Source organism: Ruegeria sp. O5 (assembly GCF_056535105.1).
The window spans coordinates 51621-73448 of record NZ_JBQERN010000015.1 but is presented as its reverse complement, the minus strand read 5'-3'; the positions used below and the strand labels follow the sequence as shown (position 1 = coordinate 73448).

The window sequence follows — 21828 nt, the reverse complement described above, 5'->3', positions numbered from 1 at the left end:
CGCAACCAGAACCAACAGGCTGAGAGGAATAAATCGACTGCTTTCGGCTTCGCCAACCGGCAGTTCAAACGTCGACTTCTTCAACACTATCCGGACTTAGCTGCCGTTTGCGTTTGAAAGATCAATGTCCGCTCAGGAAACGGCCACTCCTGCTGACGACATCTTCTTTTCAGCGCTTTCCGTCGGCGCGGCTGCGAGCGTCCCCTCTTTCACGACGGTGACTTCATAGCCTCGGTTTCTGGCCGCCAGCGCCGTCTTTTGCACACAGTAATTCAAGTCCAAACCAACAAGACGCAACCTGCCGACGCCGTAACCCTTCAAAAGAGCATCAAGTTCGCCTGTTTCGAATGCGTCCTGCACGCGCTTAATAAGCACATGGTCAGGTAGTGATGTGAAAACATCGGCAATTTCGGTCCCGTCGCTGCCCTCTATCGCCTGCCCTTTCATCAAGAGTTTTGCCACTGCCTTGGTTGAAGGGATAGACCATTCCTGACGCACGGCGATGACGGGATGGCCTTGCGCTTTCGCAGCTTCTACTTCCGAAAGAATGACACCTGCGGCGCCTTCTTTTGCGGCGTTCAAGTACGGACCGCGCTCCCAGAACACCGACTGTAGATCAATCAGCAGTAGTGCTGATCCATTCTGGTCCGATATCGTGTCTCCAACACTGACCGCGCCAATGCGTCTTATACCGTTGCCGAGCCATAGAATGACGAGCAAGACCACGGTGGCCAAGATAACACCGAAAGTCATTCGCTCTCTCCCGCTTGGGTTTTTAGTATGTCCGTCACTGTGAGCACCACCTCAAGCGCCGTGGAAATGCTCTCACTGCGCAGGTTCGCACCAACCCTCTCCATGAGCTTCATTTCCTTGGAAATAATCTCCTCGATGAGGGTGCGACCGTGATCGGTCAACGCCAGGACAGGAGACCGCTTGTGGCGAGGATTTGGGCGTTGCTCGACCAGACCTGAGGCGAGCGTCTCATTGCACATGATCTGAACGTATTGCCGTTTGATTTCGAGTCGTGCCGCAATCTCTGGCACGGTCTGCTCTCCATATTTGTCCAGCATCTCAAGAACGGCGCGCATCCGGACTGTTAGGTTGGTTCCGACCAAGCCCGCTTCTACGCAGGCTTCTGCGGCCTGCATCAAGGGGCGTGACATCCAAATCAGTTGGTGAAGTTGTTCTGCTTTCATAACGACATTATACATGTCGTTTTGACAAGTGCAATGTCATCTCTAGCAAAGCTGACGTTTATACATCGTGCAGCATCCGGTAGGTCTGGGCTCACAAAGGACCTCGGGGCCGATGCAGAAAGGGTCCCTGCCCTGCCAATAACGGTTCACGCAGGCGGCCCAAACCAGACCTGCGTTGTACCTTCGGAACGCTGCAGCGCAGCCCGCATTGCCGACATTCGCTGCACCGCCAAAGTTTGGGTTGTCATAAACTAATAGTCTACGGGTTAACCAATCATTTATCCCTGTGGAACGAGCAACCGCTTCTTGACCAAAAAATTCCCAAAAGGATGACAGGATACGGATATCTTTTTCGACGGCGATCAATGGTTTCCCCCATCGGAGGCTTGTAAATAAGCGATATTCACGCCGCCTTTACATAGGGCTACGTTACATAGGTGCGCACCGGAGCATATCATACATAACGTTTCGATCCTCTTACACACGCGCATAAAGGGCAGATTCTTCAATCTGCCCTTCTCTATTGCACCAATTAATAAGAAACGGCGCAATTCTGTTCTCTTGTTCCGAATTAGGCTGCTAAGGCTTTCTTTGCAGCGGCGGATTCTTTGGTGATGTCTCTGCCGGCGGTCATCAGCAACTCGACAGTGTCTATCTGGGCTTTCTTGGCGATCTCGGCAAAAGCAAACATCATTTCAGTGGCGTCTTCGGTAGCGCCCGACAAAAAATCTGTGGCAGCTTTTGCGTACTCAGTTGGCTCCGCCTTGGCTTTTGACACTTCGGTCAGCTTGACAATGGTATCTTTGGTCCACACGCTGGAAATATCCGTTGATTTTTCAGCCGCTTCTAATGAAATGCGCGACAGTTTTTCGCTCAGCGATGTGGAAGTTCTGAACGCATTTTCGAAGACTGCGGCTTTGAGGGGAAATTCGCCCATCGCATCTTTCCAAATCGCTGTGAAGTTCTGGATTTTTTCCATTGTCTTAAGTCCTAGTGTCTTGCGGGCCCACCCCGCATTATCTCCAATTGAGATTTTATCCTTTCTGCGACACAGCAATGCAAGGAGATAAGTTTACGCTAGGGAAAGCAGTGGAACGGAAGCGTTTTCAAAAACTTGCTTGCAAGCAACTTAGTCTCCGACGCCGGCGTCAACGGCATGGAACCCGAATCGCTAGTATCACTGGCCGCGGGTGCTTGACCGGTGCTGTCAGACAAAGGTGCTGTCAGACAAATTCGAACCTGTCTCCGTTAGGCCAAAAGAACTGTCCTTTATACAGCACCAATATACAGCACCAAGTTTGCGCAACTCGGCAAGAGCGGCGGACCGTGTCAGCTTTAGGGTGTCTCGGCTGGTGAGCGATCTTTCCTGGTTGAAATGGTTTTAGACGGAGGAGTGGACGGAGGCGAATTTCAGCAAACTTCGCATACGCTTGAAACGTTGCATGGTGCGTTCTCTTCGTCGGAACGGCAGGGGCATTGCTAACTTGATTGCACGCGGCTGATGGCTGTCTGGCCCGCGTCCGTCAAGCGGTCATTTCGAGAGCGTACGTTCACCCCCGTCGGCCAGCATCCATCTGCCTTCCGGCCAGAAGGCGTGGAATGCAAAGGCGAACATGACATCATGGGCGATATCCTGTCCCGATGCGTTACGCACCCGGACTGAGCCTACATCGCGCCCCTTGGCGATGCGCCCGGTGTCGAGGGCCGAGGCCTGCCCCGCGCGCCAGGAGAGCGTTTTCCCGGCCTCAGAGATCTCGCCCTCTGCTCTCAGCCTCTCCAGAGTCCAGGCTTTGTCGCCGACGCGGATCACGCGCGCCAGTGGGTTGATGCCATGGGGCGGGTTTTCACCGGAATAGAGAAAGGGCCGCGACAGGGTGTCATAGCCGCGATAAGGGTTGCGCCCATAGTCGCGAATATAGGCCGGTTCGTTCATCACCAGCCCATCCGGGTTACGGCTGCTGAACTCCTCCCAGCTTTCCATCCAAGTGGGCAGGGTCTTCAATTCGGTGCCTGTCAGATCGCCGACGATGGCCCGGCCGATGGCCTGCTGCCACCAGCTTTCAGTTTCGCGGTCATACATCAACATGTCGGAATGGCGCAGCTTACCTGAGACGCCGAATGTGAGCGTGCCCGCAGCGGTGCGCCGATCGAAGCTCATGCCGGAATTGCACAATGGGCAAAAGGTGACGGCCACCGGGATACCGCCGACGCTGTCATTCACGATCTCGTGCCATACCAGATAGCGTATCGGATAGGCTCGAGGCTCGGCCCCGTCGATCTCAAGCGTGATTACTGGCTCGCGTTTACCCAGTCTCGTTTCGTCAGAAACGCGCAGGAAATTGGGATCGCTGATCGCAGGGATTCCGTCCTTGGGCGGACCGCCGGACTGAATCTCGGACCAATCCGTGACCGCACTGCGGCTGAAATTGGTCTGCGGCCACTCAAGTTCCCAGCGGTCGGGGCTGGCGAGCGCTGTACCGGCGACGAAGAGAAAGGCGAACAGGACAGGACGGCGCATTGGAATCTCCGGTCGGGGGATGCGCAATCCTGACGGCTGGACACCTGTCTGCAAAGGGCTGGCACAGGAATGTGAAGAGAATTCATGCCTCCGGTATCAGGTTGCCCCCTCGGGGCGTCGGCAAACCAGGGTGGAGGCAAGGGCCGAGATTCCGGCTAGGGCCTGCCCCGCATGGTTCACTGCACCCCGAAACCGGCAAAGCGCCAGCACCGCAAAGCCCGACCGGGTCGTAAAAACTACGTTGCCCGTCCGTACCATGGGCCACGTTTGGAACTACCACCGCCGCCTCGTAATAGCGGATTGTATCGATTTTGGGCCCTGACCGGGAAGCGGCTTCCGAAATACGCACAAAGGATGCCCTCCAACCTCCAAAGCGGTACCGGCCTCAAGTAACTCAACGTCGAAAGGAAACTTGGAGAACGGCCCAATCCGGATGAGGTGGGTGGTTCCTGCTCCACCGGCATCGAATGTGCCAAAGTGCAGTTGTCAAAGACTGCTAGGAAAGGAGCCACCCAATGACAGTAAAGACCGTCGGCCTCGATCTGGCCAAGGATGTTTTTCAAGTACACGGCATTTCGGAGAGCGGCTGCGTCATCTTCAACAAGGCGATCAAACGCGCGAAGCTGCTGGCGTTTTTTGAGACACTGCCACCGTGCACGGTTGGCATGGAAGCCTGCGGTTCATCCCATCATTGGAGTCGTCAGCTGCGCAAGCTCGGGCATGATGTGAAGCTCATGCCTGCCGGATATGTCAAACCATATGTTAAGCGCGGAAAAAACGATGCTGTCGACGCAGAAGCGATTTGCGAGGCGGTCCGCCGTCCGACAATGCGTTTCGTAGATATCAAGACGGAAGACCAGCAGGCCATATTATCCATTCACAGAACGCGCGACCTGGCCGTCCGACAGCGCACACAGTTGGCCAACATGATCCGCAGCCTATTGCGCGAGTTTGGGCAAATATTGCCCATCGGGATCGAAGCGGTGACGGCTTTTGCGAAGCGCCATCTGAGCGGCGATCATCCCGACATGCCTGAAATCGCGAACGGCATGCTTGGCATACAGTGCTATCAGTTCATCGGCCTGAATGAACGCATTGACGGCTATTCGAAGATGATCGAGCAACATGCATTGCTGAGTGCAGATGCACGCCGATTGATGCGCATGCCTGGCATCGGGCCGATCACAGCGTCAGCAATTGTCGCCACAATCGGTGACGCGCATCAGTTTCGGACAGGAAGAGATCTGGCCGCATGGCTGGGCCTCACCCCGCTCAACAAGTCGAGCGGCGGCAAGGAGAAGCTGGGCAAGATCACAAAGCAAGGCGATCGTTACATTCGCAAACTTTTGGTCGTGAGCATGACATCGCGCGCGGTCATGGCGAAACGCTCACCCGAGAAGGTCGATCTCTGGACTGCCAAAATCATCGCTGACAAGCCGTTCCGGCTGGCAACAGTCGCCATGGCAAACAAGGCAGCGCGGGCCATCTGGGCGATGCTCACGAAGAAACAGGAATACCGGCAGCCGGCGTTCTAACCACACCGACTGCCCACGAGATGCAAGACGTTGAAGTGATGATGCGGAAGTAAGTCAACCAAGAGCAAGGACACTCCGGGAATGGCAGCGGCCCTCTTCCGAGGCCGATAAGCCGATTGGAACCTCGCTCGCGGAATTCATCAGGGCCAGCGGAACACCACCGCACGAACAGGCCGGACAGACGACAGTACTGACGAAATCGACCGCAGAAATCGCCAAAAAACTCTTGCAATGCAGGAGCCACCCACAGATGCCGTTCGACCTTAGTCCTGAATTCTGCGGTTGCAGCCCGCTTTCCGGACATTCGCCGCAAGCGCGAACTCCGGGCCTCGTCGAACTCACAGATTGCGGGACAAAGCTCCAATTCGCTGCGGCTGCGCCAAAGTCGGCTTTGGCGAAACGGGTAGTGTCCGGAAGACTCGTTTCTGCCTGCCAAAGAAATCTATGAGTTATCAGCTTGGCGCAGAAGTAAGACACCCCAACTCAAAAGTTAGGGCGCCGGTAAGGATTCCCTGGCGTTTTTTCCTACGCCAAACTGGGCAGCCACAACACAATCCAGGGGAAGGCGACGAGCAGTGCGATGGTTATGGCATCTGCAACAAAGAACGGCGTCACACCTTTGAATACATCCTGGACTGTCAGGTCATCTCGGACCCCCGCCACAACAAAGCAGTTCAGGCCTATGGGTGGTGTAATGAGACAGAACTCGGCCATCTTCACCACCAGAATGCCAAACCAGATCGCGCACATCGGTCCGCTCATCCCGAACGTGCTGTCGGCGGCAGAGACGAGTTCTCCGCCGTTCAGGGCCATGACTGCAGGATAGACGACGGGGAGCGTGAGAAGAAGCATTCCGATGGCGTCCATGAACATGCCCAACACCGCATAGGCCAGAAGAATGCAGATCAGGATCAGCATGGGCGACATGGTGAGCGATGTGATCCAGTCGGAGAACGCCCCCGGCAGATCAGCAAAGCCCAAAAAGCGCACGTAGATCAGCACACCCCAGATGATCGTGAAGATCATAACACTCAGCTTGGCAGTCTCAAGCAATGCGTCTTTCAGTTGGGTCCAACGCATGCCGCGCCAAAGGGCCATGAGAAATACGACAAAGGCTCCGATTGCGCCGCCTTCTGTGGGCGTGCCCCAGGCATCGCCACCGAAAGGGTTGTAGACAAAGCAGATGATGGTCACGACAACAAAGACGATGGGCAGCGCCGGGGGCAGAGATATCAGACGTTCGCGCCATGTGAATCCACTCACCGGCGGGGCGAAGCCTTTGATAGTCAGCGCCATGCCAACGATCAGCATCCCGTAGATCAGGGCCGAAAATGCGCCCGGAATGAACCCTGCAAGAAGAAGCTTGCCGACATCCTGTTCCACGATGATCGCATAGATCACGAGAATGGCAGAGGGTGGGATCAGCGAGGCCAATGTTCCGCCCGCCGCAACTACACCCGCAGCAAATCGCTTGTCATATCCGATTTTCAGCATCTCGGGGATGGCGATCCGGGCAAAGACGGCGGAGGTTGCCACCGACGCACCAGAAACAGCGGCAAATCCCGCGGTTGCGAATACGGTCGAGACAGCCAGTCCTCCTGGCACCCAGGCGATCCAGCGTTTGGCGGCCTCAAAAAGCGCCTTGGTCAGCCCCGCGTAGTAAGCAAGATAACCGATCAGGATAAAGGTCGGGATCAGGGACAAGGCCTGGCTTGAGACTTTGGAATGAGGCACCTGACCGGCTGTTTTGACGGCCACGCTCAAGGCCCAGCCGAAGTCACCCGCGCCATAGTCCTTCTTGGCCCAGAAAATCCAGATCAGGCCAACCATCCCGGCCAGACCGGCAGCAAATGCAACCCGCATACCAAGTACAACGAGAACGAGCAGACCGCCCGTGACCCAAAGGCCAATCTCAATCGGTTCCATCAGGATCATCCTTCAACTGATCAGCTTCCAGCTGAGCTTGTTTGGCGGCATCCGCGATCAGCGGGACGGCGATGGCGTGGCCTGTCAAAATGGCCCGACCATACGCCAGGCTTTGCAAGATCAGTCGCAGACAGAGAACGCCGAAAGCGACCGGCGCGAGGAGTTTGGCAGGCCAGATCGGCAGTGCGATGTCCATGGAACTGTCGCGGCTCCACATCGGCGCCGCAAAGTCGAAGCTGCGCCCGAAATGCGCCCAGGAGCCCCAAACCATCAGTACCATCAGTGCCAACACGGCGAGGGTCGTGATCAACTCGACGGTATAAAGCGCGCGCCCGCGCAGGCGGCCCACCAAAATATCCATTCGGATATGCCCGCCCTCGCGCATCACGTAGGACACGCCCATGAAGGCGATCAGCGGCATCGCCTGCTCGATCCAGTCAACGTAGCCTGGCAGAGGGGTATTGGCCGCGTTGCGACCACCAACGGACACAACTGCGAGGATCATCAGAGAAAAAACCGCCAGCCCGCTTAAAAGGGCCAAGATCCGTTCAAAACGCAGTAGCGCCAGATCGAGGCGGCTGATCATGCTGTCATCGGTCAGCACAAGGGATGCTGTTGCCATCGGACAAATCCAACCTGAAAAAGGAAAATGATCGGCCCCGCACGATGGGAGAAGACGCGCAGGGCCGGGTGAGTGGCTGCTAGTTCGTCTTCGCAATCATTCCGGTCACGAGGTCATAGAGTTCTTGTGCAGGCAGGCCCGCAGACGCGTTCTGTTCGATCCAGGCGGCAGCTGCGGGCGCAGCGGCGGCCTCTTTGAATGCCTCTATCTCGTCATCCGAGAACGTCACCTGGGTAATGCCACGTTCTTCGAGAGCAGGCCCCCAGGCCTCCATGGTCTTGCCATTGTAGCTGGCGACATAGTGGTCCAGTGCCGCATCAACCGAGCTGAGCAGGGCATCACGATGTTCATCGCTCAGGTCGTTCAGGGCGTCGGTGTTCACCACAACCGGGCAATTCACGGTGCCAGGGTTGAGATTGGTCGTCCACCATTTGCCGTTTTCGATTGTGCCAAAAGACATATGGGCGTGCGGCGCAAAGCTGACTGCCTTGACGACACCGCTGTCCATCGCCTGCCGTACTTCGGTTGCCGACATGGATGTCGGCACGGCCCCTACGGCTTCCATCGCTTTGCCGATGCCGCCAGTCGCGCGAACGGTCAGGCCTTCAAAATCTGCCAGTTTCGATGGTGCATCGCCTACACCAACGATGTTGTATTGCGGCAAAGGCGACGGCATCAACAATGTCGCATTCCAGCGCCCCAGATCAGCCACCGTCGCGGGATGCTGATAGACAGCCATCGAGAGTTCCACTTCCTGCTCCAGCGAAGTCACGCCGAGAAAGGGCAGTTCCAGAACGGTGATCGAGGGGTTCTTGTCGCGGTGATAGCCTGCGCAAAACTGCGCCATTTCAAAGGCACCAATGGAGATACCGTCGAGGTTTTCGCGGTTCTTGGAAAGACCCCCATAACTGATATTCAGCGTGAACTCACCCGCGGTCTTTTCGCTGACCAGTTCCGCCAGCTTTTCGACATGCTCTGTAAAGGCACGGCGTTTCCCCCAGAGCGAAACGTTCCACTCGGTTGCCATCGCTTCGGTGCCAAAGGCCACCGCAAGGGCAGCAACGGCTGCACGTCCAAGAAATTTTTGCATCAGTAGTCTCCTCCAGCTTGATGGGCGCACCAAACCAGAATTGAAGAGGCAGGACTCATGAAGAAAATTGCGTGGGAGCGAGGCCGATGCCTGCGGAATTCCGCAGGCTACAAAAGGGCGTCCTTGTCGAGACCCAGTTTGACGATTTTCTCGTTCAGGGTGCGGCGTCCGATGCACAGCGCATCGGCCACTTCGTCCATGCGACCCTGATGTGTCTGGATGGCCTTGGCGATCACCTGCCGTTCAAAAGACGCGACCGCCTCACGCAATCCGGGGCGGGACGCGGCATCGAACTGGCCGCCCGGCATGACCTCGGCGATGCTCTCACATCCCTGTCGCGCCATAATCACGCGGCGTTCTACGACATTGCGCAGCTCACGCACGTTGCCCGGCCAGCCATGTGCCAGCAAGACCGTGATGTCTTCCTCTGCGAGTTCTGGGGCCGCCACCCCGTAGACCGTCGCAAACTCTGTCAGGAACTTGGTTGCCAGCAATGCGATGTCATCCAGACGCGCGCGCAACGGCGGCAGTTTCAGGCCGAACGTATCCAGCCGAAACAACAGGTCTGCACGCAGCACATTCTGTTCAACGGCCTCGTCCGTGTTGACATTGGTGGCCGAGACCACTCGCAAATTCGCTTGTTCCGGTGCGCCTCTGGCCGGATCAAGGAATTCCTTGGTTTCGATCAGGCGCAACAGGCTTGACTGTACCTCAATCGGGCACGCGCAGATTTCATCCAGGAACAATGTCCCGCCCGTCGCCGCACGCACGATAAGCGGCAGTTGCTCAACCCCGAACTGCGCCGCGTTCACCGCGATAAAGGGGCCGTCACAGCGTATTGAGACATCATGCAATGCGCGTGCAACCAGATCTTTTCCAGTTCCGGTTTCTCCGTGGATCAGAACGGCGGCATCGCTGTCGGCCACATTGGTGATCGTATCGCGCAGGCGCTGCATTTCAGGTGTTTGGCCTACCAGCACCCGGTCAAGACCTGACAACTGATGCAGGCGAGAGCGGAGCCGAAGATTACGTTCCCGCATCTGGTGCTGTTCCGCCGCATGGGTCAGGATCGTCAGCAGCCGCTTTGGATCATAGGGTTTTTCAACGAAACTGTAGGCTCCGAAATTCATGGCATCTACGGCCATCGGGATGTCTCCGTGAGCCGAGATCAGAACCACCGGCGGGGCGTCGCCCAGGCTTTGCAAGAGCTCAATGCCGGACATGCCGGGCATGCGCACATCCGACAGGATCACATCGGGGTTGAATTGACCCAGCCAGCGTTCGGCTTCGATCGCGCGGGGCAAGTCTTTGGTGGTCCAGCCTGCGGCCTCCATCAGGTCGACAAGCGAGCTGCGCATCATGCGATCATCGTCTATAATCAAAATACGGAATTGTGTCACGACGTTGATCCTTCAGGGGTCTTTGGAAACTCGGCCCGGAAGATCGCCCCTCCATCTTCCCGGTCTTTTGCCGACAACACACCGCCATGATCCGATACGATGCCCGCCGAGATCGTGAGGCCAAGCCCCATGCCTTTGCCGCTTTCCTTGGTCGTGGCAAAGGGTTCACGCAGATCATCAAGTGTTTGCCCGCCCAGGCCGTGCCCCGTATCCGAGACCTCAAACCAGATCATGTCCCCGGTTTCCCCTAACCCGATGGTGATCTGGCGGGTCTCGGCCCCTTCAACCGCATCCAGCGCATTGCGCACCAGATTGGTGATGACCTGTTCCAGCCTCAGTTTGTTGCCATGCAACCGGATACTGGCGTCTGGCGGCTTGAAGGTGATCTGCGCTGCCACGGCAGCGATGTTAGGTGTCAGCAAATTCAGTGCCTCGGACACAACCTGTTCCAGGTCCACATCATCAAATTGATCGCGTCCCTTTCGCGAGAAGAATTTCAGTTGACGGGTAATGTCCTCCATCCGCGCAACAAGTTCCTGCATCTTTTCGCCCAACCCTGATGGTCCTGAAGACATCTCCGACGCTGTCAGTTGATTGCGCATCGCGGCAATTGGCTGACCCAGTTCATGCGTCACAGACGAAGCCAATTGACCCAGAGCTGCCAATCGCCCCGCCCGCTCCAACTCAGCTTGCGTCTTTTTCAGGTTTCTTTCAGCCGTCCTGCGTTCCTCGATCTCAATGGCCAGTCTTTCGTTTGCCGAACGAAGCGTTGCCTCTTCGTGCTCTGACCGTACCAGGGCCGCGCCAATCTGGCGCACGCGGCGCACTTGCCAACCCAGCAGAAGAGCACCGCCAAGCAAAACCATCGCTCCGGTCGTAAGCCATGCTCGAGTGACAGCGACGTCGTCCGGCGCAAGCAGGTGCAGCGACCAGGAATTGGGCAGGTTGCTGGCGCGAAGATACAGGTAGCGTTCGCCTTCAATGGTCACGGTCTGGTTTCCCAAGTTCGGGGTCCAGTCCAATGCGGTCAGCCGTTCCTCGGCAAACTGGCGCGCCGCTACGATGCGTTCGCGTTGCTCCGGATCAAGCTCCTCTAAGGTGCGATACCGCCAGTCCGGATTGGACGCCAAAAGAACCACCCCGTCCGAATTCGACAGAATAATCCGTTCCCCAGATGCTTGCCAACTGTCCTGAAGGATCGACAAGTCCAGCTTGATAGCAATCACCCCTTTGTTTTCCGCGCGCTCGGGCCGCACGGCCATCGCGTAGAAATATCCGGGAATACCTGTCGTGGCCCCAATGCCGTAGAACTCACCAAGCTCGCCGTTAAGGGCTGCTTGAAAATAGGGGCGGAATGCGTAGTTCTGGCCAACAAAGCTGTTTGGAGATCGCGCATTGGATGCCGCGATTGTCAGTCCCTCAGCATTCATCAGATAGATCGCGTCGATGCCTGCACTTTGTGCAAATCGCGCCAAACGCTTGTTCAGAGCGCGCGTATCCCCACCTTTGACTGTCTCAATGACAACCGGGTCTTGCGAGAGCAGGAACGGCAAATGCGTAAAGTGTTCAAGGGTCGCAGCGACCGTGCTGCGATAGAGCGTCAGGCGCGCTGCTGCCTTGTCCAGTTCTTGTGACTTGAAGTACGAATGCGACCCCCAAAAGAGGACGGATGCACACAGGCAAGCCAGCAGGGTTGGTAAGACAAAAAGAAATCGCATCCAGCCCAAGTGCCTCAAAGGGCCAAAAAAATCAATTGTACGGTTTTTGTGACCAGTCATGAGTCTTCGAAAGCCGCCGACCCAAGAGCCGTAGGCGAAACTCGGTTTGGTTTTGCAACGGCGTTGGCACTTCTCCAACAATAGACGTTCGTGCGCAGCGCAGCATCGGTCAGAGTGGGCTCACTGCCGCCGTAAGATCGACTGCAGCATCTTCGGACTAGGCCAAGATTACAACGATGAGGACGGCCCTTTGCGGACCTTCTCCCCGCTTGCAGTCTCCGCAGTGCGGCGTCGCCGGACCTGCCATTCGCTGCGGCCGCACATTCTCAAGAACGGCAAATGCCGCCAGAGCGGACGAAGCGCAGGTCTGGGGAATTCAAAATTTTTTGGCAGACTTCGGGACGCCTTGGGTTTCCAGAAAATCCATCGTGTATATGCGAATGTGATCAGCGGCAACGACTCAAGTGTTTGTGTTTCGGTTTCCCCGGAAGCTCTTTGGTGAAGAGCCGGTCCACTCCCTGAACGCACGGCGAAAGCTTCTCGGCTCTATGTATCCCAGCATTTCGGCGATCCGTTCGACCGGAATGTCCGATTGCTGAAGCATTTCGCGCGCCTGCTCCTCGATGAGCATGGAGCGGATTGTCCTGTATGCCGTCCCTTCCGCCCTAAGGGCCCTCTGAAGTGACCTGGGGCCGATCGCAAGATGGGCCGCAACTTTGCTCTCGGAAAGCACACTTGTCGGAAGATGAGCGCGCATGATTTGCAAAACCGCGCCTTCAATGGACTGAACCGGCTCAACCCCCATGAGCGCACCCAGGTCCCCCAATGTAATAGTCTTCCGAGACTGCAAGGGGTGCGGGTTTCGCGTGTCAAGGTCGCAAAGCCGAAGCGCGACGGACGGTGACTGGGCTCCCGTCCTAACAGGTGCGCCGAACAGATCTGCAAGCTTTGACTTGTCGTCACCATTGCCATCGGGAAGTTCAAACCAATCGGGCTGCCAGTCCGTGCCGAGGAAATGCCTGGCCACCTTGGAAATAACGAACAGCGCCCCTTCGTCGAGGTGTCGGTGGCCGACGACCGAGAAGCCTTTCGAGTCTCGTCCGACGACAACGTGCGTGTCAGTCTGTCGGATCACGATTTCAGAGCCAGGATGCGTCAGCGACAGCGCGCGTCGCCCGCGGTCAAGCGCAGATCGCAGATCCGGTGCGCCCAGCACGTAGTTCGCATAAGCTCCGTAAGCCAAGTAGTCGAAGGCCCAGCCAACCCTGGCACCCAGATGGCGATCGCTTATCATGCGGGCGACGGACTCCAGAATGACGGCCTCAGCAGCGTAGGAAACAAACCCGGTTCCTTCTGACAGCATCTTACGGTCGAGACCAGCCGTTCGGAGCGCACTCCCGACGACGTGTTTCGGGACGAAGCTGTCAAGAATGTCCACGACGTGCGCCAGTTCGATGATGTTGACCAACTTCTGTCTCATAGCGTCTCTTTGTCACAAAATGACCGGTCGCACTATGATAAAACGCCAGGAAAACGAAGACTTGAGGGGCGACTCATGAAAGGTAAACAGTTGGCAAACCGCATATTTTTGTTTCTTGCATTCCTGGCCGCGATCGTCTTCGGTCCCGCTCATGCCCAAAACTTCGACACCACAGTGGACCAACTTGCCGACAGCAGGGAAATCCCAGTCACGGTAGACAACTTTATCCGTGCCGCGACAGATATCGAGTTCGGCAAATATGTTGCCCTCGCTGGAGGGGTAAACAAGTTCTACCACTTCCGCGAAATGATGCCCGTCCATGCTCAGACCACCATCAGCGCGAACCGGGACACTCTCTATAGCGCCGCGATCATCAATATCAGCAAGGGCGCGACGGTCACCCTTCCGGATGTCGGCGACCGCTACATGTCGGCGATGGTCATCAACCAGGACCACTACCTGAACAAGGTCTTGCACGGTGGCGGCGCCTATACACTCGATATGGACACGTTTGACACGCCATATGTCGCCGTCTATCTGCGCGTCCTGCTGGATGCGACCGATTCCGCGGACCTGGCCGCCGTGCACGCGATCCAGGACCAGATGTCGATCGACGCTGCCTCGTCCAAACCCTTCATCGTCCCGCCCTATGACGAAGAGGACTATATAGGGCTCGTAAGGGCCGCCGTCGGTGTCGGCGCCTACCTTCCGGACAGTTTCCACATGTTCGGCAAGAAGGAGGATGTCGATCCAGTGCGGCATTTCATTGGGACGGCCGGTGGCTGGGGTGGGTTGCCAGAGGATGAGGCACTTTATCTCGGGATCTCGCCGAACCTGCCGGTCGGGAAATACAAGATCGAAGTGCCGGCCGACGTGCCCGTCAAGGATTTCTGGTCGGTCAGCCTCTATGATGCAAACCGTTATTTCGCGCCGAACGCGATGGACGCCTATGTCATCAACTCCGTCAGCGGGACGTACAATGAGGACGGCTCGATGACCGTGCATCTGGGCGGCTGCGAGGACGGGCGCGTGAATTGCCTGCCGCTTGTCGAGGGGTGGCAATACACCGTGCGGCTCTATCGTGCAGCGCCGGAAGTGCTGGATGGAAGCTGGGTCTTCCCGGGTGTCGAGCCCGCGAACTGACAGAAAGGACAGAAAAATGAAACACCTTCTCCTTGCCGCTGCCCTCTGCGCACCCGCACCAGTTCTCGCCGAAGATATCACGATCCGGAACCTCATGCGCGCCGAGAGCGATACGATGTTCCGGCTCACTATGAAGAACAACGGAACAGGTGTCGGCGAGATCGCCCATGAGCGCGAGGTAACCTCCGCCGACAAGCCGCAGCCAGTCATCCGGCCCAACCAGGACACCTTGTATTCGTCCGCCCTCATCGATCTGTCCGAGCCGGTGACGGTGACGCTGCCGGAGGGCGACGGACGGTTTCAGTCGGTGCTGGTGATCAGCCAGGACCACTACAACTTTGCCTATGCCGAACCCGGTGCATACGAGCTGACCGAGGACGAGGTCGGGACCCGCTTCGCGATGCTCCTGTTCCGCACCTTCATCGACGCGGGCGATCCCGACGATACGGCGCGCGCCCATGCGGTGCAGGACGGAATACGCCTCGAAGGCGGCGGAACCGGCCCCTTCGAGGCTCCGAACTGGGATCTTGACGCCCTTGCCGCTGCGCGGAAGGCGGTCAGTGACCTCGCCGCTGCCGTCGGCCTTGATGCCAGCATCGCCTTTGGCCGCCGCGACGAGGTGGACCCGCTGGGCCATCTGATCGGGATGGCGGGCTGGGCGGGGCAGCCGGCCACGACGGCCAGCGCCTTTGTCGACGCCGTCGATAGGAATGACGGCGCGACCCCCCATGCCGTGACGCTGCAAGACGTGCCGGTGGACGCGTTCTGGTCGATCACCGTCTACGACGCTGACGGCTTCCTCGCGCCCAACGATTTGGGGCGGAACAGCTATAACAACACCTCGGCCACCCCGAATGAGGATGGTTCCTTCACCATCCATTTCGGTGGCTGCGAGGATGACCGGATCAACTGCATCCCTCTTACGCCGGGCTGGAACTACACGGTCCGGCTCTACCAGCCACGCGCCGAAATCCTCGATGGCAGCTGGACCTTCCCGGATGTCCTGCCCCTAAACTGATGACGCGACGGCCCGCGCACCGCGTGGGCCGATCGACGAGAGGAAGGAGCCTTCGATGTTGAAAAAGCCACCTGTCCAAACGGCCAGTTGCGCCGTCTTCCTGGCGTTTTCCTTGGCGAACGGTGCATTAGCCGAGGATAAGCCGCGCCTCATCCTCCAGATCACTGTGGATCAGCTGCGGGGCGACCTGCCTTTCCGCCACTACGACCAATTTGGCTCGGGCGGATTCCGCTATCTGATGGATCAGGGCGTCTACTACGACAACGCCCACCACGCCCACGCCAATACCGAAACCGTCGTCGGCCATACCACGCTGGCCACCGGCGCGCATCCGTCGGCCCATGGCATGGTAGGCAACCTCTGGTACGACCGCGCCACGGGGCGCACTATCTACAATGTCGAGGACGCCGACTATCCACTCCTCACTCGGGGCGCGGACGTGAACCCCGACACCGAGGTCGACCCCACCCAGCTTGCCGCCAGTTCCGATGGCCGTTCGCCCCGCGCCATCCTGACCACCACCTTTTCCGACGAGCTGTCCATCGCCACCCAGGGCCGCGCCAAGGTCTTTGGTGTCTCGGTCAAGGATCGTGGTGCCGTCTCGATGGCGGGCCACACCGGCAAGGCGTTCTGGTTCTCCAAATCCGCCGGGGAATTCGTCACCTCCAGCTATTATTACGACAGCTACCCGGATTGGGTGACCGATTGGAACGCTAAGGATTTCCTGCAAAACTATCTCGGCACCTCGTGGCAGCTGACCCATCCCATCGATAGCTATCTTTTTGGCGATCGCGACGATCAGGATTGGGAAACTGATCTTGCCGGGTTCGGGCGCACCTTCCCGCACCCCTATTCGACCGTCGATCCGCTCTCGTGGAAGAACGATCCCTATTTCCCCACGCTGCTCACCTTCAGCCCTGCCGGGGACGAGATCACCGCCGATTTCGCCAAGACCCTGATCACAGCCGAGGGCCTGGGGCAGGATGATGTCACCGATTACCTCTCCGTCAGCTTCTCGGCGACCGATTACATTGGCCACGGCTTCGGCCCCTCCAGCCTCGAGGCCGAGGAAAACCTGCTCCGGCTCGACCGCACCCTGACCGATCTCTTCGCCTTTATCGACGCCGAGATCGGGCTCGAGAACACCCTGATCGCGCTGTCCGCCGATCACGGCACGCCCGAGGCGCCGGGATACCTGGCCGAGCTGGGAGAGATGGGCGGCTACGTCAACCCCGAGCACTGGGCGACCCAGCCCGCCGCCGATCGCATCCGCGCGCGCTTTGGCCTTAGCGATCCGCTGATAGCGGGCTATGACCACCCCTACCTCACCCTCTCGGAAGAGGTGCACAGTCGCGACGACATCGACCTTGTCGCGCTGGAAACCGCCATCGCCGAAGAACTGTCGACCTTCGAAGGTATCGCCTTCGCTGTGCCTTCGTCCCGCATTCGTACGGGCGCCCTGCCCGACAATGCGCTGATGCGCGTCGTGGCCAACAACTACAACCCCGACCGCTCGGGCGACATCTATCTGGTGGCCAGCCCCGGCTGGTTCATCAACGATTTCGACGGTCTCTCGGTCACAGTCACCCACGGCTCGCCCTGGCGTTATGACACCCACGTGCCCATAGCTTTTGCCGGTTTCAGCCTCGCGCCACAGCGGGTCTCGCGTCGAGTGCATACAGTCGATCTGGCGCTGACGCTTGCCGCGGTCGCAGATACGCGCCCACCCGACGGCGGCGCAGGAGAAGTGTTGGGGGAAGTCGTCGGGTACTAGGCGCCTCGCGGTAATGCAAAGCGGAGACAGTAACTGGGTCGGATTGAATGTCCGCTTCCAGCTTTTCGCGCTGACAGGTTCGCGGTAGCAGAGATGGACCGCTTTCCGGTTTTAAAGCGGGCAAAGGCGATGCTATGCTGTGTGAAGCAAGGCACTTGGGTTTGTCGGTGGTGTGGGGATGACCTGCCCGACTATCGCAGGACTGATGCGCGGTATTGCTCTGAGGGGTGTAGAAAACGGTCGGCGAGGGCGCGCAGGAAAGTCAGGAAAAGAACTCAGGAAGTGTAAAGATCCACTGGATATCTGGTTTGGTTTCGGCACTAGCCACACTAAGATTACCCTAAGGTTTCTACTCTTTCCCCATGAAGCCCAACGCGCCTTCGTTGTTCAAAACCTCAATTGCTGTATCAAGGGCCGCTTGGTCCGAATTGAACTTGTCGTCCCAGACATAACTGGCGTCTTCATGGTCCACCACTTCCAACGTCCATTTGTCCTGGTTGTCCAAGCGGTAGATTTCGATTTCAAACCGATACCCGTCTAAAAGCACAGCCTTGCACCTGTCTGACATCACCAGCTTCGGTTCATCTACATTCATGTCCGTGCCATCCTGACTATAAGCTCTGTGGTTTGGCGGACTTGCGACAGCCTGTGGGTTTCCGTCCGTTTCCAGAATATGCTGTAACGCCGCATGCCCGACAATTCCAAGCGCACAGAGTTTCCTTGTCCTGCGCGGTTTCTCTCTTCCAGCGGCACGAGACTTTCTCTTTGTTTGCCCCGAATACGCGGAGCATCAATCGCAAGGTCAAATACAGTAGGATGACGCCCAGAAGTATTCCGGCGATGAGCCAAAAATCCGGGCCGCTACTCTGCACCGAAATAGACTTCAAACCGCCTCCAGAAGGACACTTACAACCAGCCAGATTTTCCCATGACTTGGCCGGTATCGATAATGCGTCACCCCCAAACTCGTACCCCTTTAGCGAATGGAAACAACCTTACATTTACTCAGTCCGAAGCGGCGTGTGAGCTTCGCTGCCTTCAGCGCTTTTACCAAGCGGGCGCTAAAAAACAGGCTCCAGTACAAGCGCGGATCAACCCACAAATCGGGTCCCTCCAAGGCTATACCTGAAACAACAATGTCGAAGTCTTTGGGTTTCATGCCCCGCTTCATCCAAGTATCTGGTTTATTCCCCATAGGTTTGACCATATTCGACCGATCCGGAACAAACGCCGTTTTTTGTTCACCAAGGGCGAGTGTAAAATACTCGCCTTCAACTGGTGTCACACGGTCGTGTTGGCAAACGTTCAAAGGATAGATTTTCGTTTTTCCCAGTTCTGCTTCGCGAAGTACATTCGCTACCGCGCGAGATACGACTGGACCATATGGCCCATTGAAAATTTCGGGCAGCGCCTGAAGCTTTTTGTTCGGATACATTCCAAAAACTAATTTAGGAAAGGCCTCACGGGATTGAACGATCCAGCCCTGTTTTTGTTGTCTACTGCACCAGCAGTCGGCAAGTTGCTTAAAGCCTGCTCGGAGGTAATGGGCTTCATCAACGTTGTGTCATACATGACCTGGCTAAACCAGACGCCTTCATTCTCTTCCACTAATCACCCATTCACAAAAATCGCAAACCGGATCAAAAGATAGTATTTAAACAAATCAAAGGACAACGAGTATGTCCGGCGGTGGTGGTACGACGCGCCGAACTCGTACCCCCTCATTGAAATCATAATCCCCATCAAGGCGCGCCGCTCCGCACTGATATTTGCGGAGAGTGTTCAAATTGCGTCCATGAGATGAAAAGTGCGTTGGCGCTCCGGCACTCGGAAAGTGCAGTTCAATACTTTGGCGGTTCGATGAAGTACTCGTGGGGCGGCGCGCCGAACTCAACAACCCCCTCAAATCCAGATGGAAAAACTGGAACGTTCTAAAATCAACACGCGCCACCCACGGACAGAGGATCGCATTGCGGCAAAATTGTGTCCACATCTCGTTTTGAAACTCACTGTTCGCTCATTGGAAACAAACTTTTTCGGTGAAGTTTGCAGTGTTACGGGAATCCCCCAATTTCGGGCAGCATGCAAACTGGGTAGTTTGGGATCAGAATAACCACTTACCCCCTCGTGACGAAGATAGGGGCTGGCCTCGACCCCCTCAGCCAGCCCTTATTCCTTTTCTGGCCACCCCGGCAGATTTTTTGGAGCAGGAACGTCATTCCGAACCAGCCAGTCACGCATCGCCGCCCAGTGGTCCTGTGACCCAGCTGTGTATCGCCGTGAATGTAAATCGGCTAACTGCTGTTCAAGGGAAGGCCACAAGTGCAGCTTGACCCAAGCGGCGATCCGCGCCTGGGCCAAAGCACTTGAGTCGGTCGTCATGATGCCGTCAGTGCCGAGAGCGGAGATTGATACATGCTGAAAGGAACTTGCCACTGCGGCGAAGTTGGCTGGACTCTCGATGCTGTGCCAAAGTCGGTCATGGCCTGCAATTGCACAATCTGTCGGCGTTACGGTGCCCTTTGGGCCTACGGGCACATTGGCTATGACATTCAAACTACCGGGAAAACAAATACATATCTGCGTCGCGATAGCGGGGATATCCATTTCCACTTCTGCGCCAATTGCGGGTGTGTGACGCACTACGTTGCGTGTTTCTCGGACGAAAACGGCCGCAAACTGTCTGCGGTTAATGTTCGAATGTCTGATCCGTCACCAATCAGTGAGATTCCAATCCGTCACTTCGAGGGGCACGACAGCTTTCTAGAACTTCCTCGTGACAGCCGAACTGTAAAGGACATGTGGTTTTGACGTGCTTCCAGGCAGCGGACATTGGAGCGACTGCTGCGAAGGCCCTTTTCGTCGTCGTCCCGCAGGGCGAATGATATGCAAATCGTTCGCTGCCGCGAGAGTGAGAAGTCAGTTCCGTTGACCTGAATGCTCCACCCTTTGGGCTTTTCATTCATCCGTGCCGACATCAGAGGCAACGCTGTATTAGCTGTCGCACGGCGAGATGATACATCGGGGACGGCCCATTGCTGACCTTCACCATTCCTAACAGATGCTGCAGTGCGCCCACCAAAGCGGATGAGGTGGGTGGCTCCTGCTCCACCGGCATCGAATGTGCCAAAGTGCAGTTATCAACGACTGCTAGGAAAGGAGCCACCCAATGACAGTAAAGACCGTCGGCCTCGATTTGGCCAAGGACGTTTTTCAAGTGCACGGCATTTCTGAGAGCGGCCGGGTTATTTTCAACAAGCCGATCAAGCGCGCGAAGCTACTGGCCTTTTTTGAGACGCTTCCGCCCTGCGTCGTAGGCATGGATGCCTGCGGTTCATCCGACCGTGTTGCACGGATCGTTTCATCGGCGTAGCCAGTTGCTTGATTTAATGACGGGATGGCGGGATGCCTTTCAAGCACAACGCGACGCGGCGGGACAAGTTTGAGAAGGCCAAGTACCGGGTCACGAACTGGCCTGAGTACAACGAGGCGCTTCGCCAGCGTGGTGATGTTACGGTCTGGTTCAGCGAGGATGCGGTATCCGGGTGGTACGCCCCAAGGTCGGGGAAACGTGGTGGTCAGCGGCAGTATTCTGACCTGGCGATTGAGACCTGCCTGACCCTGCGCGCCGTCTTCGGCCTGCCGCTTCGGCAAACGCAAGGGTTTGTACGAAGCCTACTACGGCTCATGCAGATCGACGTTCCCGTTTCGGATTTTTCCACGCTCTGCCGGCGCGCACAATTGCTTCGGATCACACCGAACACCCGGCCCACGAACGGCCCAGTGACGCTGATCGTAGACAGCACAGGGCTTCGCGTTCACAGCGGTCGAGACTGGATGCAGAAGAAACACGGGTTACCGAAGGCCCGTAAAACATGGTGCAAACTGCACATCGGCTTCGTTCCCGAGAGCGCGGAGCTTTTGGCCTCCTGCCTGACAACCGAGCACATCGGAGACGCCGGCGCACTGCCCGAATTGCTGGCTGATGTGGCAGGTCCTGTTCATCGTATCATCGGCGACGGCGCCTATGATGGTGCGCCGACCACAGCGACGATCCGGCAGGCGTTGGGATCGGATGTCGAACTGATCGTACCGCCGCCGAAGAATGCCGTCCCAGGTGATTGCAAAACACGCAACGCCCATATCGACATGATCGCCAAGGGAGGTCGTATGGCCTGGAAGAAGGCCACTGGCTATGGCCAAAGATCACGCGGCGAGGCCCAGATCGGGCGCTACAAACAGGTCATCGGACCGGAGCTGCGCAGCCGCAAAATGGAGAGTCAGACAACCGAAACCAAGATCGCTGTCAAAGCTCTCAACCGCATGACCCATCTCGGTCGTGCGACCTATGAACGTGTCGCATAACGAACCGGGGAAAGGGGCAAATGCGGCCCAGCCGCTATTCGTG

19 protein-coding genes and 1 pseudogene are annotated in these 21828 nt (G+C 57.2%); 7 read left to right on the top strand and 13 right to left on the bottom strand.

The annotated features are described in order from the left end of the window. Positions 1 to 132: 132 nt before the first annotated feature. The 5 genes and pseudogenes from ACR0M3_RS16250 to ACR0M3_RS16230 all read right to left on the bottom strand — a co-directional run bounded on the left by ACR0M3_RS16250 (position 133) and on the right by ACR0M3_RS16230 (position 3714). Positions 133 to 753: a cysteine hydrolase family protein gene (locus ACR0M3_RS16250; protein ID WP_480911706.1), complete on the bottom strand. Its 621-nt coding sequence runs from the start codon at positions 751 to 753 to the stop codon at positions 133 to 135. After that, positions 750 to 1196 carry a MarR family winged helix-turn-helix transcriptional regulator gene (locus ACR0M3_RS16245; protein ID WP_480911705.1) on the bottom strand — a complete coding sequence of 149 codons (447 nt, stop codon included), beginning with the start codon at positions 1194 to 1196 and terminating at the stop codon, positions 750 to 752. Before ACR0M3_RS16245 ends, ACR0M3_RS16250 begins: the two co-directional genes overlap by 4 nt. A gap of 571 nt (positions 1197 to 1767) precedes the next feature. Beyond that, positions 1768 to 2175, bottom strand: a complete 408-nt coding sequence (locus ACR0M3_RS16240; protein WP_480482927.1) for a phasin, PhaP — start codon at positions 2173 to 2175, stop codon at positions 1768 to 1770. Between the two features lie 309 nt (positions 2176 to 2484). Beyond that, positions 2485 to 2667: pseudogene (locus ACR0M3_RS16235) on the bottom strand (IS6 family transposase); the annotation flags it as partial. Positions 2668 to 2727: 60 nt separating this feature from the next. Further along, the gene (locus tag ACR0M3_RS16230; protein WP_480486499.1) at positions 2728 to 3714 is read right to left on the bottom strand and encodes a DUF3179 domain-containing protein; all 987 of its coding nucleotides are present in this window, start codon (positions 3712 to 3714) and stop codon (positions 2728 to 2730) included. Positions 3715 to 4229: 515 nt separating this feature from the next. Here ACR0M3_RS16230 and ACR0M3_RS16225 point away from each other — a divergent pair. Beyond that, positions 4230 to 5249 (top strand): IS110 family RNA-guided transposase, encoded by a 1020-nt coding sequence (locus ACR0M3_RS16225; RefSeq protein WP_480911703.1) that lies wholly within the window; start codon positions 4230 to 4232, stop codon positions 5247 to 5249. A 525-nt stretch (positions 5250 to 5774) separates the two neighbouring features. On the opposite strand, the gene ACR0M3_RS16220 is transcribed toward ACR0M3_RS16225, so the two are convergent. From ACR0M3_RS16220 to ACR0M3_RS16195, 6 genes are all read right to left on the bottom strand, one after another. Continuing rightward, positions 5775 to 7175, bottom strand: coding sequence for a TRAP transporter large permease (locus ACR0M3_RS16220; RefSeq protein ID WP_480911701.1), 1401 nt, complete (start codon positions 7173 to 7175; stop codon positions 5775 to 5777). Continuing rightward, on the bottom strand, positions 7162 to 7797 hold the full coding sequence (locus ACR0M3_RS16215) for a TRAP transporter small permease subunit (protein ID WP_480911699.1): 636 nt from the start codon (positions 7795 to 7797) through the stop codon (positions 7162 to 7164). Before ACR0M3_RS16215 ends, ACR0M3_RS16220 begins: the two co-directional genes overlap by 14 nt. A 79-nt stretch (positions 7798 to 7876) precedes the next feature. Beyond that, positions 7877 to 8887 carry a C4-dicarboxylate TRAP transporter substrate-binding protein gene (locus ACR0M3_RS16210; RefSeq protein WP_480911698.1) on the bottom strand — a complete coding sequence of 337 codons (1011 nt, stop codon included), beginning with the start codon at positions 8885 to 8887 and terminating at the stop codon, positions 7877 to 7879. 107 nt (positions 8888 to 8994) lie between these two features. Then, complete coding sequence (locus ACR0M3_RS16205) at positions 8995 to 10287, bottom strand: sigma-54-dependent transcriptional regulator (RefSeq protein ID WP_480911696.1); 1293 nt, start codon at positions 10285 to 10287, stop codon at positions 8995 to 8997. Further along, complete coding sequence (locus ACR0M3_RS16200) at positions 10284 to 12005, bottom strand: sensor histidine kinase (protein ID WP_480911694.1); 1722 nt, start codon at positions 12003 to 12005, stop codon at positions 10284 to 10286. The genes ACR0M3_RS16205 and ACR0M3_RS16200 overlap by 4 nt, the downstream gene beginning before the upstream one ends. 460 nt (positions 12006 to 12465) lie before the next feature. Then, positions 12466 to 13485: a helix-turn-helix transcriptional regulator gene (locus ACR0M3_RS16195; protein WP_480623896.1), complete on the bottom strand. Its 1020-nt coding sequence runs from the start codon at positions 13483 to 13485 to the stop codon at positions 12466 to 12468. A 75-nt stretch (positions 13486 to 13560) separates the two neighbouring features. Between ACR0M3_RS16195 and ACR0M3_RS16190 the strand changes: the two genes are divergently transcribed. From ACR0M3_RS16190 to ACR0M3_RS16180, 3 genes are read left to right on the top strand one after another with little or no spacing between them, the layout of a single operon-like run. After that, positions 13561 to 14628, top strand: coding sequence for a DUF1214 domain-containing protein (locus tag ACR0M3_RS16190; RefSeq protein WP_480911691.1), 1068 nt, complete (start codon positions 13561 to 13563; stop codon positions 14626 to 14628). A 16-nt stretch (positions 14629 to 14644) separates the two neighbouring features. After that, entirely contained in the window at positions 14645 to 15646 is a 1002-nt protein-coding gene (locus ACR0M3_RS16185) for a DUF1214 domain-containing protein (RefSeq protein WP_480911689.1), read from the top strand. Between the two features lie 55 nt (positions 15647 to 15701). Next, a complete protein-coding gene (locus tag ACR0M3_RS16180) occupies positions 15702 to 17420 on the top strand; it encodes an alkaline phosphatase family protein (protein ID WP_480911688.1) in 1719 nt (572 codons plus the stop codon). A gap of 349 nt (positions 17421 to 17769) precedes the next feature. Here ACR0M3_RS16180 and ACR0M3_RS16175 read toward each other — a convergent pair whose 3' ends face one another. Both ACR0M3_RS16175 and ACR0M3_RS16170 read right to left on the bottom strand, forming a co-directional pair. Beyond that, complete coding sequence (locus tag ACR0M3_RS16175; RefSeq protein ID WP_480560612.1) at positions 17770 to 18015, bottom strand: hypothetical protein; 246 nt, start codon at positions 18013 to 18015, stop codon at positions 17770 to 17772. A 381-nt stretch (positions 18016 to 18396) separates the two neighbouring features. Further along, complete coding sequence (locus ACR0M3_RS16170) at positions 18397 to 18855, bottom strand: hypothetical protein (RefSeq protein ID WP_480773485.1); 459 nt, start codon at positions 18853 to 18855, stop codon at positions 18397 to 18399. A 980-nt stretch (positions 18856 to 19835) separates the two neighbouring features. On the opposite strand from ACR0M3_RS16170, the gene ACR0M3_RS16165 reads away from it, so the two are divergent. The 3 genes from ACR0M3_RS16165 to ACR0M3_RS16155 all read left to right on the top strand — a co-directional run bounded on the left by ACR0M3_RS16165 (position 19836) and on the right by ACR0M3_RS16155 (position 21785). Next, entirely contained in the window at positions 19836 to 20231 is a 396-nt protein-coding gene (locus ACR0M3_RS16165; protein WP_480911686.1) for a GFA family protein, read from the top strand. Between the two features lie 358 nt (positions 20232 to 20589). Next, the gene (locus ACR0M3_RS16160) at positions 20590 to 20793 is read left to right on the top strand and encodes a hypothetical protein (RefSeq protein ID WP_480484738.1); all 204 of its coding nucleotides are present in this window, start codon (positions 20590 to 20592) and stop codon (positions 20791 to 20793) included. 32 nt (positions 20794 to 20825) lie between these two features. After that, positions 20826 to 21785 carry an IS5 family transposase gene (locus ACR0M3_RS16155; protein ID WP_480911684.1) on the top strand — a complete coding sequence of 320 codons (960 nt, stop codon included), beginning with the start codon at positions 20826 to 20828 and terminating at the stop codon, positions 21783 to 21785. The last annotated feature ends 43 nt before the right edge of the window (positions 21786 to 21828 follow it).

Bases quoted from the DNA above. Each gene is read 5' to 3' on its own strand.
- ACR0M3_RS16250 (WP_480911706.1), bottom strand. From the start codon at position 753: ATGACTTTCGGTGTTATCTTGGCCACCGTGGTCTTGCTCGTCATTCTA.
- ACR0M3_RS16180 (WP_480911688.1), top strand. From the start codon at position 15,702: ATGTTGAAAAAGCCACCTGTCCAAACGGCCAGTTGCGCCGTCTTCCTG.
- ACR0M3_RS16215 (WP_480911699.1), bottom strand. From the start codon at position 7,797: ATGGCAACAGCATCCCTTGTGCTGACCGATGACAGCATGATCAGCCGC.
- ACR0M3_RS16200 (WP_480911694.1), bottom strand. From the start codon at position 12,005: ATGCGATTTCTTTTTGTCTTACCAACCCTGCTGGCTTGCCTGTGTGCA.
- ACR0M3_RS16190 (WP_480911691.1), top strand. From the start codon at position 13,561: ATGAAAGGTAAACAGTTGGCAAACCGCATATTTTTGTTTCTTGCATTC.
- ACR0M3_RS16230 (WP_480486499.1), bottom strand. From the start codon at position 3,714: ATGCGCCGTCCTGTCCTGTTCGCCTTTCTCTTCGTCGCCGGTACAGCG.
- ACR0M3_RS16220 (WP_480911701.1), bottom strand. From the start codon at position 7,175: ATGGAACCGATTGAGATTGGCCTTTGGGTCACGGGCGGTCTGCTCGTT.
- ACR0M3_RS16185 (WP_480911689.1), top strand. From the start codon at position 14,645: ATGAAACACCTTCTCCTTGCCGCTGCCCTCTGCGCACCCGCACCAGTT.
- ACR0M3_RS16240 (WP_480482927.1), bottom strand. From the start codon at position 2,175: ATGGAAAAAATCCAGAACTTCACAGCGATTTGGAAAGATGCGATGGGC.
- ACR0M3_RS16160 (WP_480484738.1), top strand. From the start codon at position 20,590: ATGACAGTAAAGACCGTCGGCCTCGATTTGGCCAAGGACGTTTTTCAA.
- ACR0M3_RS16170 (WP_480773485.1), bottom strand. From the start codon at position 18,855: ATGTATCCGAACAAAAAGCTTCAGGCGCTGCCCGAAATTTTCAATGGG.
- ACR0M3_RS16210 (WP_480911698.1), bottom strand. From the start codon at position 8,887: ATGCAAAAATTTCTTGGACGTGCAGCCGTTGCTGCCCTTGCGGTGGCC.
- ACR0M3_RS16175 (WP_480560612.1), bottom strand. From the start codon at position 18,015: ATGAATGTAGATGAACCGAAGCTGGTGATGTCAGACAGGTGCAAGGCT.
- ACR0M3_RS16245 (WP_480911705.1), bottom strand. From the start codon at position 1,196: ATGAAAGCAGAACAACTTCACCAACTGATTTGGATGTCACGCCCCTTG.
- ACR0M3_RS16165 (WP_480911686.1), top strand. From the start codon at position 19,836: ATGCTGAAAGGAACTTGCCACTGCGGCGAAGTTGGCTGGACTCTCGAT.
- ACR0M3_RS16155 (WP_480911684.1), top strand. From the start codon at position 20,826: ATGCCTTTCAAGCACAACGCGACGCGGCGGGACAAGTTTGAGAAGGCC.
- ACR0M3_RS16195 (WP_480623896.1), bottom strand. From the start codon at position 13,485: ATGAGACAGAAGTTGGTCAACATCATCGAACTGGCGCACGTCGTGGAC.
- ACR0M3_RS16225 (WP_480911703.1), top strand. From the start codon at position 4,230: ATGACAGTAAAGACCGTCGGCCTCGATCTGGCCAAGGATGTTTTTCAA.